The organism is Flavobacterium sp. B183 (assembly GCF_023539155.1).
Lineage (GTDB): Bacteria > Bacteroidota > Bacteroidia > Flavobacteriales > Flavobacteriaceae > Flavobacterium > Flavobacterium tructae.
The window spans coordinates 3,609,878-3,628,279 of sequence record NZ_CP097434.1 but is presented as its reverse complement, the minus strand read 5'-3'; the positions used below and the strand labels follow the sequence as shown (position 1 = coordinate 3,628,279).

14 protein-coding genes are annotated in these 18,402 nt (G+C 34.9%); 12 read left to right on the top strand and 2 right to left on the bottom strand.

The window, feature by feature from the left end; translation table 11 throughout:
• The 7 genes from M4I44_RS15425 to M4I44_RS15395 all read left to right on the top strand — a co-directional run bounded on the left by M4I44_RS15425 (nt 1) and on the right by M4I44_RS15395 (nt 8,908).
• Complete coding sequence (locus tag M4I44_RS15425; protein ID WP_249965266.1) at nt 1-1,488, top strand: RagB/SusD family nutrient uptake outer membrane protein; 1,488 nt, start codon at nt 1-3, stop codon at nt 1,486-1,488.
• Between the two features lie 19 nt (nt 1,489-1,507).
• The gene (locus M4I44_RS15420; protein WP_249965265.1) at nt 1,508-2,362 is read left to right on the top strand and encodes a putative zinc-binding metallopeptidase; all 855 of its coding nucleotides are present in this window, start codon (nt 1,508-1,510) and stop codon (nt 2,360-2,362) included.
• A 31-nt stretch (nt 2,363-2,393) separates the two neighbouring features.
• A complete protein-coding gene (locus M4I44_RS15415) occupies nt 2,394-3,764 on the top strand; it encodes a DUF4302 domain-containing protein (RefSeq protein ID WP_249965264.1) in 1,371 nt (456 codons plus the stop codon).
• 262 nt (nt 3,765-4,026) lie between these two features.
• Nucleotides 4,027-4,773 (top strand): 3-oxoacyl-[acyl-carrier-protein] reductase, encoded by a 747-nt coding sequence (gene fabG / locus M4I44_RS15410; protein ID WP_017497500.1) that lies wholly within the window; start codon nt 4,027-4,029, stop codon nt 4,771-4,773.
• An 86-nt stretch (nt 4,774-4,859) separates the two neighbouring features.
• The gene (locus tag M4I44_RS15405) at nt 4,860-6,887 is read left to right on the top strand and encodes a hypothetical protein (protein WP_249965263.1); all 2,028 of its coding nucleotides are present in this window, start codon (nt 4,860-4,862) and stop codon (nt 6,885-6,887) included.
• Between the two features lie 84 nt (nt 6,888-6,971).
• Nucleotides 6,972-7,868, top strand: a complete 897-nt coding sequence (locus M4I44_RS15400; protein WP_249965262.1) for a LysR family transcriptional regulator — start codon at nt 6,972-6,974, stop codon at nt 7,866-7,868.
• 74 nt (nt 7,869-7,942) lie between these two features.
• Complete coding sequence (locus M4I44_RS15395; RefSeq protein WP_249965261.1) at nt 7,943-8,908, top strand: YeiH family protein; 966 nt, start codon at nt 7,943-7,945, stop codon at nt 8,906-8,908.
• 10 nt (nt 8,909-8,918) lie between these two features.
• On the opposite strand, the gene M4I44_RS15390 is transcribed toward M4I44_RS15395, so the two are convergent.
• Nucleotides 8,919-9,872, bottom strand: a complete 954-nt coding sequence (locus M4I44_RS15390) for a glycoside hydrolase family 68 protein (RefSeq protein ID WP_249965260.1) — start codon at nt 9,870-9,872, stop codon at nt 8,919-8,921.
• Between the two features lie 170 nt (nt 9,873-10,042).
• Between M4I44_RS15390 and M4I44_RS15385 the strand changes: the two genes are divergently transcribed.
• Nucleotides 10,043-11,041: a zinc dependent phospholipase C family protein gene (locus tag M4I44_RS15385; protein ID WP_249965259.1), complete on the top strand. Its 999-nt coding sequence runs from the start codon at nt 10,043-10,045 to the stop codon at nt 11,039-11,041.
• Nucleotides 11,042-11,267: 226 nt separating this feature from the next.
• On the opposite strand, the gene M4I44_RS15380 is transcribed toward M4I44_RS15385, so the two are convergent.
• Nucleotides 11,268-13,358: an LTA synthase family protein gene (locus tag M4I44_RS15380; protein WP_249965258.1), complete on the bottom strand. Its 2,091-nt coding sequence runs from the start codon at nt 13,356-13,358 to the stop codon at nt 11,268-11,270.
• Between the two features lie 348 nt (nt 13,359-13,706).
• Here M4I44_RS15380 and M4I44_RS15375 point away from each other — a divergent pair, with 348 nt between their 5' ends.
• The 4 genes from M4I44_RS15375 (at nt 13,707) to hisD (ending at nt 18,363) form a co-directional block, all read left to right on the top strand.
• The gene (locus M4I44_RS15375; protein WP_017497493.1) at nt 13,707-14,372 is read left to right on the top strand and encodes a response regulator transcription factor; all 666 of its coding nucleotides are present in this window, start codon (nt 13,707-13,709) and stop codon (nt 14,370-14,372) included.
• Nucleotides 14,373-15,773, top strand: a complete 1,401-nt coding sequence (locus M4I44_RS15370; protein WP_017497492.1) for a HAMP domain-containing sensor histidine kinase — start codon at nt 14,373-14,375, stop codon at nt 15,771-15,773.
• 309 nt (nt 15,774-16,082) lie between these two features.
• On the top strand, nt 16,083-16,940 hold the full coding sequence (hisG, locus tag M4I44_RS15365; RefSeq protein WP_249965257.1) for an ATP phosphoribosyltransferase: 858 nt from the start codon (nt 16,083-16,085) through the stop codon (nt 16,938-16,940).
• 130 nt (nt 16,941-17,070) lie between these two features.
• On the top strand, nt 17,071-18,363 hold the full coding sequence (gene hisD / locus M4I44_RS15360) for a histidinol dehydrogenase (protein ID WP_249965256.1): 1,293 nt from the start codon (nt 17,071-17,073) through the stop codon (nt 18,361-18,363).
• The last annotated feature ends 39 nt before the right edge of the window (nt 18,364-18,402 follow it).

Here is an 18,402-nt window from a genome sequence, read left to right as displayed (position 1 = left end):
ATGAAAAATATAAAAATATTATTGTCTTTACTAGTGTTAACCGGTATTACAAGTTGTGATGATTATCTTTCAGAAGTACCGGATAACAGAACTCAAATAGATACTCCTGAAAAAGTTTCGGAATTATTAGTTTCGGCTTACCCTAATAAAACGTATATGGTTCTTGCAGAAGCAATGTCTGACAATGTTTTTGACAGTGAGCTACAATCGCGCACTAATTTATATAACGAACAAAGTTTCAACTGGGAAATGCACACTCAGATTGGATTTGATTCCCAGTCAGAATTCTGGGTAGCATCTTACGAAGCAATTGCAGCAGCAAACCAGGCACTGGAAGCCATTGAAAAGCTCGGGAGTCCGGCTAGTCTAAATCCTCAAAAAGGAGAAGCTTTAATAGCCAGAGCCTACAATCACTTTATGCTGGTTTCTCTATGGTCAAATCGTTACAATCCTGCCACCGCTACAACAGACTTAGGGGTTCCATACATTAAATCTCCCGAAAGTGAGTTACTGGTTCAGTACAAACGTAATAGCGTAAAAGAAGTTTTTGATTTTATTGAGCAGGATATTATAGAGGGGTTAAAATATGTAACCAATAATTACAAAGAACCAAAATATCATTTTACCGTGGATGCGAGTAAAGCGTTTGCTACTCGTTTTTATTTGATAAAAGGAGATTGGGATAAAGTACTGGAGTATTCAGAAAGTTTAGGTTCTAAACCAACAAAAATTAGAGACTGGCCAACTTATACTGGTACGGCTTTTGCCCAAAGGGACATTCAATATTCAAGTGCAGATCGGGAAACCAACTTATTAATTAGTTATCCAAATTCACTTGCAAACAGGGCGGTTGGCTATAGATTTTCTCTTGCTGCAAATAGATCTAATGAAATTCTTGGCAACAGTACAAATATGTGGAATAAAGCCAATCTAACATTTACTAGTGGTCAATATGACGGAGGTACAGTTGTTTATTTTCCAAAAGTTTATGAATACTTCAAAATCACAAATCTAACATCTGGTGTAGGGGTACCTTATGCTGCTACTGTTTTGTTTAGCAATGATGATGTGTATCTGAATAGGATTGAAGCATTAGTAATGAAAAACAAAATGGCTGAAGCCAATACGGAGTTGGGTTACTTTTTAGGCACCAGAACTAGTGGCTATAATGCAGCGACAGATTTATTAAATGAAGGAGTCGTTGTAGCTAAATATCCTGTTATCCCAAATGAATTCACCCCTTTTTACACCTTAACCCCTGTACAAACTTCTTATATAAAAGCAATTGCTGAAGCACGTAGGAGAGAATTTATGCAAGAAGGACACAGATGGTTTGATATTAAACGTTTTAATCTTGTAGTAACGCATAATACACTTGCATTTGGAAAAATAGAAAGAAATAACATTCTGGAAAAAGATGATAAACGCAGAGCCTTACAAATACCACTTAGAGCGTCAGATAACGGTATTGAAAAAAATCCTAGATAAATTTTAATTAGAAAGTAGTATGAAAATATTCAAAACATATAAAACGGTACTAATTGCGGGAGTTTTGCTTCTTGCTTCCTGTGCTCATGAAAATCAGCCGAAAGAAAGTCAGTTTGATTATTCAATTCCTGTAAAAACAGATTTAGATAAATGGATTGGTACTAATTTTTTAGACCCCTATAATATTAATGTATATTATTTGTGGAATCAAAATTTAGTAGACAACAATAGGTATCTGTACCCACCAGATGTAACTAAAGTTCAGCCGGCGATGGAGGTTGTAAAAAAAATCTGGATTGATAGTTATTCTACTCTTGGAGGAGCTGATTTTGTTAAAAAACTTGCCCCAAGAGAATTTGTACTTGTTGGAGGTATAAATTTAAATACAAATGGAACAAGGACATTAGGACTTGCAGAGGCGGGGCAAAAGATAACGCTCTTTGAGGTAGACAATCTAAATAAAAAAAGCAGAGCAGATGTAACAGAATTTATTCATACCATTCAGCACGAGTATGTACATATTCTAAATCAGACAAAACCTTTCGATCAGCAGGCGTGGTATAAGTTAACTCCAGGTGGATACACAACATCGTGGTATACAGAAGCCACTGCTACTTCAAGAAACCTAGGTTTCATCACAAGTTATGCACGATTGAATATTATCGAAGATTTTGCCGAAACAGCTTCAACAATCTTAACAAGCTCAAAAGCGGAGTACGATGCCATATTAGCAGGTGCAAGCGCAACCGGTAGAGCGAGTATTAAAGCCAAGGAGGCAATTGTGGTGAATTATTATAAAAGTGCTTTTAACATCGATTTTTATGCTTTAAGAGATGAGGCACAAAAAAATACAGATGCCATAATAAACAATTAAGAATATTAAATTTTTATAAAAAATCAATATTATGAAAGCAAAATTTATATATAACTATTTAATGATTTCTATTGCAGCTTTGCTATTAGGGTCATGTTCGAGCCCGGAAGTAGAGGCAAAATTTGATGAAAATGCAACGGATCGGCTAAGCGGTCGTCAAAAAGAATTGAATGATTTGTTACTTTCTTCTTCTGAAGGATGGAAAGCGGTTTATTATACCGATAGTACACAACTTGGAGGTTGGACCCACTTGTTTAAATTTTTACCACAAGGAAATGTAGATATGGCATCTGACTTTAGTGATACAGGAACTTACAGAAGTCAGTACAATATACAAACAGGAAGCACTGTAAGTTTAGTCTTTACTACAAAAAATAGAATACATCTTTTGTCAGATGCCGCAAACTCTCCTACAACAGCACTTTATGCAAAAGGATATTTAGGAGATTTTCAGTTCTATTATTATGGACAAAAAAATGGGGATATTATTTTTAAAACTAACAGGAATGGACATTTTCTCCGTTTTGCAAAAGCAACGGCTCAGGACTGGACTGATTTGCCTAAAAATGTACCTGTCATTAATGGTTTAGCTGGCGACGCATCAAGCCCACTATTCCGATTATTGCAGATAAATGACGGAACAACAACTAAAGACTATCAATTTGATTATAACGCCCAAGCTCGTTTTGCGACTGGATCTTCTTTAGACCCTGCTGTTAAAGAAAGTTATGATTTTGCTTTTTCATTTAATCCGACAGGTGCTTTTTCAAAACTTCCTTTAGAAGTTAAAGGTCAAAAACTTGCCAATTATATTTTTGACCCTATAAGCAAGAGTTTCACCGCAACCGGAACAGGTGGAGTGGCAGCAACCATTAAGTTCACGAACAAACCTCTATTGCTAACAGATGATTACAAGATACTATTGCCTGCAAATGCGAACGTAGTATATGGTCATGACAGGTCAATATTAACAGCTGCCTCAACAAACTCAACATTATTCCTTTCATTATTCAAAGATATTGAAGCTTCTATGCCGGCTGGCACAACATTATTAAGAGTACAGCCGTGGTTTAACACTCCTAACGGAAGCTATGTTGAATACAGATTTTCAAACGCAGCAGGTGTATTAACAAGAGTATACCATTTCTTTACATTATCAGTAGATGAAACAAAAAAAGTCATCATCTTAACGCCTACACCTAAATGGACTTCCGGAGCTACTTTTGCCAGTGCACTTCCTATTCCTGCACCTGCAAACTTAAAGGCTATGGATGATCAGCTCATGAATCCGGCAGGTTTATACTTTAAGAAAGAAAATTTTACAGTAGGCGCTACTAATACCGTATTTACCTTTACGTCCGCTTCAAGTCCATTTAGAATGACAACTTGGGCTTTCCAATAAATTTTAGTTTTATTTTTATTTTATTATTTTGAGTAGGGGGCAATTCACTTTAGAATTGCCCTTTCTATTTTTAACAGTTAAAAAAGTATAAGAAATTCTGATCGATTATTTAGCTCCGAAATGAATTGCGATTGTTATTTTTTTAAAAAAAGAATTATCATATATTTGACAAGTCATTCACAGCACTGTTTTTTTACTCATTTTTTTCAAGAGAAAGTAAATAGCTGGTTAGCTGGAAATAATATTAACATTAATTTTGAATATGAAATTACTAGAAGGAAAAGTTGCCATTATTACAGGCGCTAGTCGTGGAATTGGAAGAGGAATTGCTGAAGTTTTTGCTAAACATGGCGCAAACGTTGCTTTTACATACAGCTCATCTGTAGCTTCTGCAGAAGCTTTAGAAGCTGAATTAAACGGTTTAGGAATTAAAGCAAAAGGATACCAATCAAATGCTGCCGATTTTAATGAAGCACAAACTTTTGTTGATGCAGTTTTAGCTGATTTCGGAACCGTAGATATCTTAATTAACAATGCCGGAATTACAAAAGACAACCTGTTAATGCGTATGTCTGAAGCAGATTTTGATCAGGTTATTGATGTCAACCTGAAATCTGTCTTTAATATGACAAAAGCAATTCAAAAAACCTTTTTGAAACAACGTTCAGGATCTATCATAAATATCAGTTCAGTAGTAGGAGTTTCAGGAAATGCAGGACAAACTAACTATGCCGCTTCAAAAGCTGGTGCAATTGGTTTTACTAAATCTGTAGCATTAGAGTTAGGTTCACGTAACATTCGTTGCAATGCAATCGCGCCTGGTTTTATTGAAACTGAAATGACTGCAAAATTAAACGAAGATGTAGTAAAAGGATGGAGAGAAGGAATTCCGTTAAAAAGAGGAGGAAGCGCAGAAGATGTTGCTAACGCTTGTCTTTTCTTAGCTTCAGACTTAAGTGCGTATGTTACCGGACAAGTACTTAATGTTTGCGGAGGAATGCTTACCTAATAAGTTGATTGTTGATGGTTTGTTGTTTATTGTTCTGCAGCCATAAACTATAAACAAAAAACTCTAAACCATAAACAAAATAATATATGACTACAAACACGATTCTATTAATATTACTTTCTTTAGTAATCGCAGTTGGTTTGTCGTATTTTCAATATTTTTTTAAAGCCAAAAACAAATCCAATGTGATTTGGTTTTTGGCTTTTTTACGTTTTTTAGCCATTTTTGGATTATTGCTTTTACTGATAAACCCAATAATGACCAAAAATACACTGGAAGTTACTAAAACTCCGCTTGCGATTGCTGTAGACAATTCAAGTTCTATTACCGCTTTAAATTCAAATAAAAAAGTAATAGAATTGCATCAAAAATTGATGTCGAATCCTGCACTTCGGGATAAATTCGAAATTCAGTCCTACCAGTTTGATGCCGATTTTAAACCTTCGGAGAAGTTTGATTTCAAAGGAAAACAAACCAATCTTGACGAAGTTGCCAAAAATCTAAAAAGCATCAATAAAAACCTGATTTTTCCAACTGTAATTATAACTGATGGGAATCAGACTACAGGAAACGATTATGTCTATCGTTTTGATCCTGTCAATAAAGTTTATCCTTTGGTTGTGGGAGATACAACCACTTTTTTAGATCTTAAAATCAATCAGCTTAACGTAAACAAATACGCTTTTCACAAGAATAAATTTCCGGTAGAAGTATTTCTTCAATACGCAGGAGACAAAGCCACGAATGCTGATTTTACCATATCACAAGGAGGTAAGGTAGTTGCTAAAGAAAAAGTCTCTTTTTCTCCTTCTAAAAAGACAGCAACCTTAAACTTGCTTTTACCAGCTGATAAAGTAGGCTTACAAATTTTTAAAGCGGCAGTTTCTTCCAATATCAAAGAGAAAAACAGCTACAATAATATCAAAAATTTTGCTGTCGAAATCATTGATCAAAAGTCAACGATTGCAATCGTTTCTGCTATAAACCATCCCGATATTGCAGCGTTAAAACGTTCGATTGAAACCAATGCACAGCGTAAAGTGATCCTGGTTAAGCCAAACGATATCAATCAGCTGCAAGAAGCTTCTGTTTTGGTTTTATACCAGCCAACGACAGCATTCAAGGCCATTTTTGATAACAATAAGCTTGCCGGAGTAAACACTTTTATCATCACCGGTAACAACACTGACTTTAATTATTTGAATCAGCAGCAAAAAAATCTGGTATTTAAAATGAGTGGTCAGAGAGAAGATTATCTGGCAGAATTTGAATCGCAGTTTAATCTGTTTGCTGTAGATAATATAGGTTTTGAAAATTTTCCGCCACTGCAAAATTTATTTGGAACGGTAACCACTAATGGAAATGTATCGGTACTGCTTTCTTCAAAAATTAGAAATGTTTCGACAAATGCACCATTACTAGCCTTTACAGAGAATCAGGCAAAAAGGACTGCTTTTCTTTTAGGAGAAAACAGCTGGAAATGGCGTTTACAAAGCCATATTGACAATCAGTCTTTTGAGAAGTATGACGTTTTTATAGATAAGGTTATTCAGTATCTCGCTTCAACTACTTCCAAAAAATCTTTGGTAGTTACACACGAAAGCTTCTACAATTCCGGTGAGGCTATTGTCATCAATGCGCAGTACTTTAATAAAAACTATGAGTTTGATGAAAAAGCAAGACTTACAATTACCGTAACAAATGCAGCAACCAAACAGGTAAAAAACTATGACTTACTAAAAGGAAACAACTCTTTTTCGGTAAATCTGGATGGATTGGCCACCGGAAAGTACAATTTCACAGTAAAAGAATTGAACACCAATACTTCTTATTCAGGTCACTTTGAAATTTTAGATTTTGATATAGAAAAGCAATTTGTAAATCCGGATGTTCAGAAATTAAAGCAATTAGCCCTACAAACCAACGGAAAAGCTTTCTTTGAAAATCAGTCAGATGATTTAATTCAACAGCTTTTAGAGAATAAAGAATACAAATCGATCGAAAAAAATATTTCCACCAAAACACCTTTAATTGATTGGGTTTGGCTGTTGATTTTAATTGCTTTGGTATTGACCGTAGAATGGTTTATCCGTAAATACAATGGATTACTTTAAATAGTAAAAAAGTTTCGTAGCACAAAAAAAACTTTTTTTTGCGTAACTTGAAACTTTAAACATGAAACAAAACTAAGTAATACAATGGATTTCAGGCTAAAAGTATTCTACACCGTTGCACTCCGTCTTAACTTTACTAAAGCGGCAACTGAATTATATATTTCACAGCCAGCGGTTTCCAAACACATTCAGGAGCTTGAAGAAACTTATAAAACCAAGCTTTTCGAACGAAACGGTTCCAAAATCGCTTTAACTCCGGCAGGAGAAATTCTGCTAAAACACACCAAAAACATCTTTGAAATATATCGCGAAATAGATTTCGATATGAGCAGTTTTATTAACGATCGTCAAGGATTACTGAGGTTGGGAGCGAGCACAACGATTTCTCAGTACATTATTTCACCGGTATTAGCACGTTTTCATCAAAAACAAAAAGACATTAAAGTCAATTTGCTCAACGGAAATACAGAACAAATTGAGAATGCCTTAATTAATAAAGAAATCGAAATCGGAATTGTCGAAGGACAATCCAAAAACCAATCGATTAAATATACTCCGTTTTTAAAAGATGAACTGGTGCTGGTGTGCAATACCAAAAATCCGCTGATCAAACAAAATGAAATTTCACTGGAAGATTTAAAATCGATGAAATTCATTACCCGTGAGCGTGGATCTGGAACACTTGAAGTTATAGAATACTCTTTGAAGCAAGTTGGGGTAAAAATAAGTGATCTACAAATCGAAATGCAGTTAGGAAGTACCGAAAGCATTAAATCATATCTTCTAAATTCGGATTGCCTGGCTTTTATGTCCATACATGCAGTAGATAAGGAGCTTAAAAACAATGAATTAATGATACTTGATGTCGCTAATTTGTCTGTTGAACGCTACTTCTACATCATTACTTTACTAGGTAAACCAAATGCATTAACCGAGCTTTTTATCCAAAATTTGTCTGCTTATTATAACCTAGAGTTATAGCCTATTGCGTTTTACGATTGGTAATTTTGATATAAACGATAGACCTTTGTACAAGAAATATCAAATTACTTATTTTGAAAACGAAACAACAAACATCGGTACATTTTTTTGAAATTAATCCTTATACGCAACAGGCAATTTTTGCTTTCATAATTGTTCTATGCCTATTTTCAATCATTTCACCTCCAATTGCTTTACTATTAGGAGTAATTCTGGTAAATGTCTTCGGGAATCCATTTGAAAAGTTCAATGCGGTAGCGATTACTTATTTACTTCAATTTTCAGTGATAGGTTTAGGCTTCGGAATGAATGCAACTGCAGCGCTCTCTGCCGGAAAAGAAGGATTCTTACTTACTATATTATCCATTTTCAGTACTTTAATTTTGGGAACTTTCTTAGGGAAATGGTTGAAAACCGAGAAGAAAACCTCTCATTTAATTTCTTGTGGAACAGCTATTTGCGGAGGAAGCGCCATTGCAGCCATTGCACCGGTTATTAAATCTAATGAAAATCAGACCTCAATCGCTCTGGGAGTTATTTTTATTCTAAACTCCGTAGCATTGTTTGTTTTCCCCTTTATTGGACATCAACTCGACTTATCGCAGAAAGACTTTGGATTATGGTGTGCCATATCGATTCACGACACCAGTTCTGTAGTAGGTGCTGCCAACAAATATGGTGCTGAAGCACTTCAGATTGCAACTACGGTGAAATTGGCCAGAGCCTTATGGATTATACCGCTCTCTCTCTTAACCGCTGTGCTTTTTAAGAATAAAAACTCTAAAATCAAGATTCCGTATTTCATAGGTTTATTCATTCTCGCCATGCTTTTCAATACTTATGTGCCACAAACGGCTGTTATAGCACCACATATTGTTTCGATTGCCAAAATTGGCCTTACGATAACTTTATTCCTGATAGGAGCTACTTTAAGTGTTAATACTTTAAAATCAGTTGGCGCTAAACCTTTACTACAAGGAGTTGTTCTTTGGATATTTATTGCAGTTCTGGGGCTTGTATCGATACTATTTTTCCACTAAAGAGAAATAGCTATTTCACATTCGAGAATCTAACAACAGGTTTATCAATCAGTTTATACTGTTTTCCTTTAAACGAAAAACGTCTTTCGATCTCGAAATTAAATTTCTTTTTAGTTTTGGCCATTGCAGCAATTTCATCGGGTAAAACGACTTCAAATTCATCATTAGCCTGGGCAGCTTTACTAAAGGAGCCGTTTGTTTTAACGATAATATCCCTAAAGTGTTTTTTGTTTGTATCCTTTACGACGGTGTAAGAACCGGACCATTCTACGCTCGCCACATTGGTGAGTTTGTAATTGTAAGACTCTAAAATAGGCTGGTACCTTCCGTCAAATCCGGCAATCAGGTAGAGAATCCCTTCAAATGGACCGCCCGCACCACCATTTACATGGGTGAGGGTAAAGGCGTACTGATCTTCTCCAATTTCTACCAATTTTGGTGAAGGTGCCTGAGCAAAAGAGCCAAACGCCGCAATAGCAGGTTGAAAAGATCTGATTTGCCAGGTTTGGTTGTTTTTAGCAAACTTGGCAACGCCAACGAGTCCGCCGGAAAATCTTCCGGTCTGCAACCCGTCTTCATCGTAAAAAGAATGATTAAAAAGCAGCAATTTAAACTGATTCCCTTTAGAATCTGTATAATCAAGAGTGCCCAAAACCCTGGTTGCAACGCCATTTTCATAAGGAAACAACTGATCGCCTTCGACACCATTGACATCAATGTAGGCGGCAGGTTTGCAATTGCTGCATTTCCAGCTTATAAAAGTATTATGGTCGGAGAGATTATATAGTTTACCCGGAAACAATTGCTGCATCGTTTTCACTGAATTGAAAGGATCCGCTACCTGTAATGTTCTTTTGGTATTCAGAATCGTATCCTGAACATTTTTCAATTCGACAATATCTTCTTGTGCAAAACCGCTGGAAGTGAAGAGCAGGAAAAGAATTCCTATAGAAATGAGGCGCATATTTTTAGATTTAGATAAAAGGTAGCGAATTTACGAAGAAACTTTTAATTTGAATTTCAATTACTTCTGATTCAAAAAAAATAAATGAAGCTAAATTTTGCAATCTTTACGATTATTCCCTTTGAAATGTACATAAATAAAATAAATTTGCACCTCTAACAAAAATAAAAATGAAAAACTTAAAAATGAAACCAAGACTAATTGCATTATTCGCATTAGCAATTGGTTTTTTGACATTATCCTGGGGGATGGTTGGTCACGAACGTATTAATAAAGCCGCAGTTATGGCTTTGCCACACCCGCTTCAGGTATTCTTCTATAATCATATAGATTTTATTACACAGGAAGCTTCTGTACCGGACATTAGAAAATATGCCTTAAATTATAAAGACGAAAATCCAAGACATTATTTTGACATGGAGAGTTTTGGTAACCCAGTAGATTTCCCACAGACTTTAGAAGCAGCAAAGCAAAAATACGATGCCAAATTCTTAAACGAGAACGGAATTCTACCTTGGTATATCGAAGAGATGATGGTAAAATTAACGAAAGCTTTTAAAGAGAAGAACAGAGCTGAAATCTTATTTTTAGCCGCAGATTTAGGTCATTACGTTGGTGATGCACACATGCCATTGCATACCTCTTCAAATCATGACGGACAATTAAGCGATCAAAAAGGAATTCATTCCCTTTGGGAAAGCAGACTTCCGGAATTGTTTGTTAAAAACTACAGACTAAACGTTCCGCAAGCACAGTACTATGAGGATGTTCACAAAGCAACCTGGGATATGATTAATGATACTCACAGTTTAGTACAGCCTTTGCTGGATGTAGATAAAAAGCTAAGAACAACAACTCCGGAAAATGAGACTTTTAAAATGGATGCTGATGGAAAAGTACTAAAGAGTAAATACAATACAGCTATTTTCTCTGACGAATATGCTAAAAAACTGCACAAAGAACTAAACGGAATGGTGGAGAATCAAATGAAGAAAGCCATTGCAGCAACAGCAAGTTTTTGGTACACAGCATGGGTAAATGCAGGAAAACCGGATTTAAGTGATTTAGATGCATTTGAGCTGACACAAAGAAATAATCAAGCCTTAAAAGATGATGCCAGATTATTTCAACAAGGAAACTTATTCGGAATGAAAAATCAGAATGATTAAATAGTTTACTATATAAGTATTCAGTCTCAGTCTCTGTACTGTGTTTAGTTTACAGATTATAGCTAATTATTATAATGAGAACAGCCTCAAATTCTAATGAATCTGAGGCTGTTTTTTTGTAATATTTTTACTTAATTTTATTTTAGACTTCATCCGCGATCAATACCGCAATAGTAAGCAGTATTCAACTGTGAGCACGACTGAATACTGCGACTGAGACTGAAAACTAACGCTGATACTTCTTCTCTTTAAGCATATAGGAAGCTGTTTGATAAAAAGAAATGGTTTCTTTTACCAGATCAGCTCTCTCTGTTTTCATCGGAGTTTCGTTGTAATCAATTTGAAACTCAGGAGCAATACCGGGTTTCGGGTTAATTTGCACATTAAACTGTTTTACCTGCTGCTTAGGCGACAAAATCGTCAGAACATTGTCTTTTATTAGCCCCATGTCCTGATAAGTAGCAATAAAAGCTCTGGGTTTATAATCCGATTTTAAAACATCCTGACCAAAAAACTTACTTTCGTAATTAAAGTTTAATAATCCAAAGAGTGTTGGCATAACATCTATTTGCGACATTAACTGATTGTATTTTTGAGGTTTTCCATTCGGATCGTAAATAAACCCTGGAATTCTATACTTATCTAAGGGAAGCTCAGTTTTTCCCGCACTTGAGGCACAATGGTCGGCTACAATTACAAAAATGGTATTTTTAAACCAAGATTGTTTGCTTGCCATTGCAAAGAATCTTTTCAACGAATAATCTGTATATTTTACACCGCCTTCACGAGATTTTGCATCACCCGGAATATCAATTTTATTATTTGGATACGTAAAAGGTCTGTGGTTACTCACCGTCATAATGTGATTAAAGAAAGGTCTGTTTTCCTTTTCCTCAGCATTCATAACCTTTATCGCTTTATTGTACATATCTTCATCACAAACACCCCAAACATTGGAGAAAGTAATTTCTTCAGGTGCAAAACTTGACTTGTCTACAATTTCATAACCATTTCCGGAAAAGAAATCCTGCATATTATCAAAGAAAGCATCTCCGCCATACAAATATTTCACCTTATATCCCTTTTGCTTAAAAATAGCTCCGGTAGAAAATTTATTTTTATTGTCTTCTCTTTTTACGACACTTTCACCGGCAGTTGGAGGCAAACATAAAGTAACCGCTTCCAGTCCGCGAACTGTTCTGTTTCCGGTAGCATACAAATTGGTAAAAAGAAGACTCTTTTGAGCCAAACTGTCTAAGAAAGGAGTAATGTTTTCTTCATTTCCATACATCTTCATAAAATCGGCACTATAACTTTCAATAGTAATCAGAACCACATTTTTATGATTTTCAAGCGAATCTCCGGTGATCGTTCTTTTAGTACTGTTTCCGTTAATAGTAGCGAACTGTTGTTTTAGTATCGCGAAAGCCTCTTCATTAGGCAACGTTTTATAAAAATCAAAGTAATCAAGTTTACTGTTCTCAAATGCTAAGTAAAATTTGTATATACCGTTAGCCTGCAACTCGTTAACAAAAACATTCTTTGAATTTTCCGTTTTTGCAAGTGTTGGAATCGCAAATAGTGAAACAGCAAATGCCCCAAGATAGATAGCAGTAATTTTTATTTTTTCACTTATAGTTGGAATATGATCAATATAGTTTCTGGATTTTTTAAGGATAAAGTAAGTCACAATTCCGGTCACTAAAAATAAAACAGAAAACAAAGGAATTACCGGATAGGACTCCATAATATTTCCAATAACTTCAGTCGTGTAAATCAAATAATTTACCGCAATAAAATTATACTTCACACCAAACTCATTCCAAAAGAAATATTCACTTAAACCATTTTGCAGAATAAGTAAAACATACAGGAAAATTACAAATGCAAACAACCAATATCTGATTTTATCCCTTAGCTTAGGCAGAAACAATAAAAGAGCAAAGAGAGCCATCTTAATTCCGATGAAAATCATAACGATCATTGGCAAAGCACCTCCATACTCGTCAAAGATACTTTTCCCGGAAGCTGCATAGATAAAGAGAACTGCAAAAATCCCAAGAATTATATAACCGGAAGGTTTATTATACTTAGAATTGGATATAAAAATCAGATAGAGCCATAAAAAAACACTTGCCACAACAAAAACAAAAAAATCAGAAACAAGTCCAAGGACAAAGATTTTTAAGCTCTGAATAATGGTAAATGAACTTTGTGTTATGGGATGAAAAAACAAAACAATTCTTAACAGAAAACTAACGATAAAATAAAATATCGCCAGATTATAGATTGGGGAAAACTTTTTTGAGAGGGACATTAATAGCTTTTTAAGTTCAGATAATTATTAATTTAAAAGAGTTATTCGTTTGCTTAAGATTGTAAAATTAGTAAAAATAACATACTTTTTTTAAGGATAAACAGCGAGTAGTCTCTTTTATAGTCAAATATGAGAATAGTACCTATTTTGACTTCTTTTTCAAACAAAAATAATCCCATTAAATTAATTCAGAATAAAGTTATGCTTTTGCCTTACTTAGTGTTAACTTAAGGTTTACTTAAGCAGGATAATTTTCAGCTATTCTAATGGCATTAAGTCCTTTCTGACCTCAAAAGTCTTATCTTTGAAGGTAAATAATTACAGTTCAACTAAAATTACACTATTAAAATGCACATTCTAATCGTTGAAGATGAGTTAGGTATTGTTCAGTTTTTGCAACAAGGTCTGCAGGAAGAAGGATACCAGATTACGACAGCCAATGATGGCTCTAAAGCTTTTGAGCTGATCCACAGCCAACACTTTGATTTGATTCTGTTAGACTGGATGCTTCCTAAAATTAACGGATTAGATTTGTGCAGAGCCATTAGGGTTAAAGATCAGAAAACGCCAATTATCTTTTTAACCGCTAAAGATACTGTACAGGAAACGATAGAAGGCCTAAAAGCAGGAGCAAATGACTACATCAAAAAACCTTTTAGCTTTGAGGAATTGGTAGAGCGCATCAAAATACACTTTAGAAATCAAAAAGGATCAGAAGATTTGACTTTGGGGACTATCAAAATAGATTTGTTAAAACATATCGTTCTAAAAAACAATGAAGAAGTTGCGCTAACCCAGAGAGAATTCGAACTCTTAAAATATCTTATTCAGAACAAGGGAAAAGTCTGCACACGAAATCAAATATTAAAAGATGTTTGGGAAATAAACTTCGAATACGACACTGGTGTAATCGATGTTTTTATGAATGCCATCCGAAAAAAGCTCAATTTAAAAATTGAAGAAGATTATATTAAAACTATACGCGGTATCGGTTATATCGCTAACGATTTATAAATGACACAACTTTCTTTTAAAAACAGAATTGCTTTAAATTACATCATTACAACGGGATTATTAATTTTAGCCGTTTTCTCCGTCATTTATTCTATTGTAAAACACACAGTTTACAGTCATATCGATGAAAAAATAAAAGTTGAAATTCAAAATCACCTCCAGGAAATCAAAGAGGTAAAGGGAAAAGTAATTTTAATTGATGAAGAAGAATGGAACGAAAGAGAGCACAACACGGTAGATGTCAATCCCGTTTTTGTAGAGTTCCTCGATCTGAATAAAAAAATCATTGAAAAAGCACCGAATCTAAAAACTCAAATCCTTAAATTTAATGATTCTGTTGAAGATTTTGAACTCTTTGACACCAAAATGGGAGACCATGCGATCCGACAAATTCAGGTTCCGCTTCATCTTAAGGAGAAGAAAATTGGATATGTGATTGTTGCTATGTCCCTGGCCGATTCTAAAATGGTATTGAACAACCTGTTTGATATCATGTCGCTTTCTTTTTTAGGCATTTTGATCCTGTTATTTTTTATAGCCAGATTCTTTGCGGGACGAAGCATAAAACCCATCAATGAAATCATTAATACCTCAAAAATTATCACCAAAGACAATTTAAAGACACGTATTGCATTGCCGAGAACTAAGGATGAATTGTATACACTTTCGAAAACGATAAACAATCTTTTAAACCGAATTGAACATGCAATTGAACGCGAAAAAGAGTTTACCTCTGATGCTTCTCATGAACTAAGAACACCTCTTACCGTTATTAAAGGAACACTTGAAGTGCTAATCCGTAAACCTCGTGATAACAAAGAATACGAAGATAAAATAAACTATTGCATAAAAGAAGTCGACCATCTGAATATGCTTGTAGATCAACTGCTGTTGATGGCTCGTTTTGAAAATCAGAAGAAAAATATAAATACCGAATCTGTTTATCTAAATGGGGTAATTTTAGACGTTTTCAGATTAAACTCCGAAAGAATTAACAATCAGCAAATCAAAATTAAATTTGATACCCGTCAGGATTATTATATTGAGTCGGATAATTTTCTAGTGATTACGATACTTAGAAATATAATTTCCAATGCTATTAAATATTCCCACAGTGGAGGTGAGGTAACTGTTCTGCTCTCCGAAGAGAATGAAAAGACAATCTGCAGAATTTCGGATAACGGTATTGGTATTGCAAAGCAAGATTTAGACGCTATTTTTAGCCCATTTTTTAGATCCAATTCTACAGAACATCCCGAAATTAAAGGAACCGGATTAGGACTTTCCATCGTAAAAAGGGTAACTGAATTACTTCATATCAAGTTTAAAATGGAAAGCGAAATAGGGGTAGGTACCACTGTCATTCTATACTTTGATCATAATAAAAAAGCACTATTATAGCTTCTGAAAGGCCTTTAAAACTAAGCCTTGAAAGTTTTTTTAACAATAAAATACCTTTAAGTTAAAATAAAAAATGCTTTTTTATGAAAATAACTACTATATTTGCAACCGAATCAAAGAATTAAAAAATAAAACAAGACATGATTTCTAATCAATTACATCATCATCATTTTCATTATTGCTCTCAGGCGATGTGTTAATGGTATGCGTGTAAATCATCATATTTTAAAACCCGTTTGAGTACATCAAACGGGTTTTTTTATACCACTTCTTTGTACTCAGACTATTTAATTCAAAAAAACTAAAAAAATGAGTACATTAAAAATTGCAATTCAAAAATCAGGTCGATTAAACGAAGACAGCATTCAAATTCTTAAAGATTGTGGTATTTCAATCAACAACGGAAACGATCAGCTTAAAGCCGAAGCTTCCAACTTTCCTTTAGAAGTTTTATACCTTCGAAACTCAGACATTCCGCAATATTTAATTGATGGAGTGGTAGATCTTGCTATCGTTGGGGATAATTTACTTGTGGAGAAAGGCCGACAAATCGAAGTAATTCAAAAACTGGGTTTTTCTAAGTGTAAAGTTTCTGTTGCAGTCCCTAAAACCTTTGAATACAATTCGATACAGGATTTATCAGGTTTGCGTATTGCAACCTCATATCCAAATACTGTTAACGAGTATTTTAATTCTTTCGGACTGACAGTTGATATTCACCAAATTTCGGGTTCTGTAGAAATTGCCCCTAATATCGGACTTGCAGATGCCATTGTTGATATTGTTTCCAGCGGAAGCACCTTATTCAAAAACAATTTAAAAGAGGTTGAAGTAATTCTTAAAAGTGAAGCTGTTCTGGCAGTTTCGCCAAAAGTGTCTCCCGAAATTCAAAAACATATTGATACTTTAAAATTCAGAATCCAGTCCGTTTTAAGAGCAAGAAACTCCAAATACATCCTAATGAACGTGCCTAATGATAAAATCGAAGCAATTGGAAAAATTCTGCCGGTGCTTCGAAGCCTTACCGTTTTGCCACTTGCACAGGAAGGATGGAGCAGCGTTCATTCGGTAATTGACAAGGACACCTTTTGGGATGTAATTGACAAATTAAAAGAGGAAGGAGCAGAAGGAATCTTAGTGTGTCCAATTGAGAAAATGGTTCTGTAGTGTGCTTCGCACGCTTTAGGCTTTAAGCAGTACGCTATAAGCCTAAAAAATTAAATAAAATATTCCACAGTTAAACCGCATACAGCCTAAGGCTTACCGCTTAAAGCTTATAGCATAAAGCATAAAAAAAATGAATAAAATAAACAATCCGAAACCAGATACCTGGTCAGAAATACTAAAACGACCAACTAAAACGATCGATGATATCGAAGTTACAGTAAAAGAAATCTTTAAAGAAGTACAGAAAAAAGGGGATGAAGCTGTTGCTAAATACACTTCTATTTTTGACGGAATTGCTCTGGAAAACTATGAAGTTTCAGCTGAGGAGATTCAGGAAGCCAATAGTAGTATTTCAGAAGAACTAAAAGCGGCTATTCAGTTAGCAAAAGAAAACATATATAAATTTCACAGTGCTCAAAAAACAGATAAGATCTCAATTGAAACAACTGAAGGAGTCAACTGTTGGCAGGAAAAGAGACCTATTCAAAAAATTGGTTTATACATTCCCGGAGGAACGGCACCTTTGTTTTCAACCGTTCTAATGTTGGCTGTTCCTGCCGGAATTGCAGGCTGTAAAGAAATAGTACTATGTTCTCCGCCTGATAAATCCGGAAAAATAAACCCTGCAATCCAATATGCCGCTAATTTATGTGGTGTAACCAAAATATTAAAAGTGGGTGGAATTCAGGCGATTGCCGGAATGACATTCGGAACAAACTCAATCCCTAAAGTTTATAAAATTTTCGGACCAGGAAATCAATTTGTAACTGTGGCAAAACAGTTGGCAACTCAATATGGAGTAGCCATCGATATGCCTGCCGGACCTTCAGAATTACTGGTCGTAGCTGATGACACTGCTGTACCAGCCTTTGTTGCCTCCGATTTACTGTCTCAGGCAGAACACGGAACAGACAGTCAGGTGATTCTGGTTTCGACTTCTAAAAGATTAATTGAAGCCGTTGAAAAGGAGATCCAAATTCAAATTGAAGAACTTCCCCGAAAAGCCATCGCTAAAAAAGCCATTGAAAATTCAAAGCTAATTTATGTAGAAAACGATCAAATCGCTTTAGATTTAATTAATGAGTATGGACCGGAACATTTTATAATTTGCTCTCAATACGATGATTTCTACTGTAACGGTATTATCAACGCAGGTTCTGTGTTTATTGGCAATTACACCCCTGAAAGTGCGGGAGACTATGCGTCAGGAACCAATCATACTTTGCCAACAAACGGCTATGCCAAAAATTATAGCGGCGTAAATCTGGACAGTTTTGTAAAATCAATGACTTTTCAGAAAATATCTAAGGAAGGAATTCAGAAAATTGGCAGCGCCATTGAAATTATGGCTGAAGCTGAAGGATTACAAGCTCACAAGAATGCAGTTACATTGCGATTAAAAAGTTTGAAGGAAAGAGGATAGAGCAAAGAGTCAAGAATATAGAAGCAAGAATATAGAGCA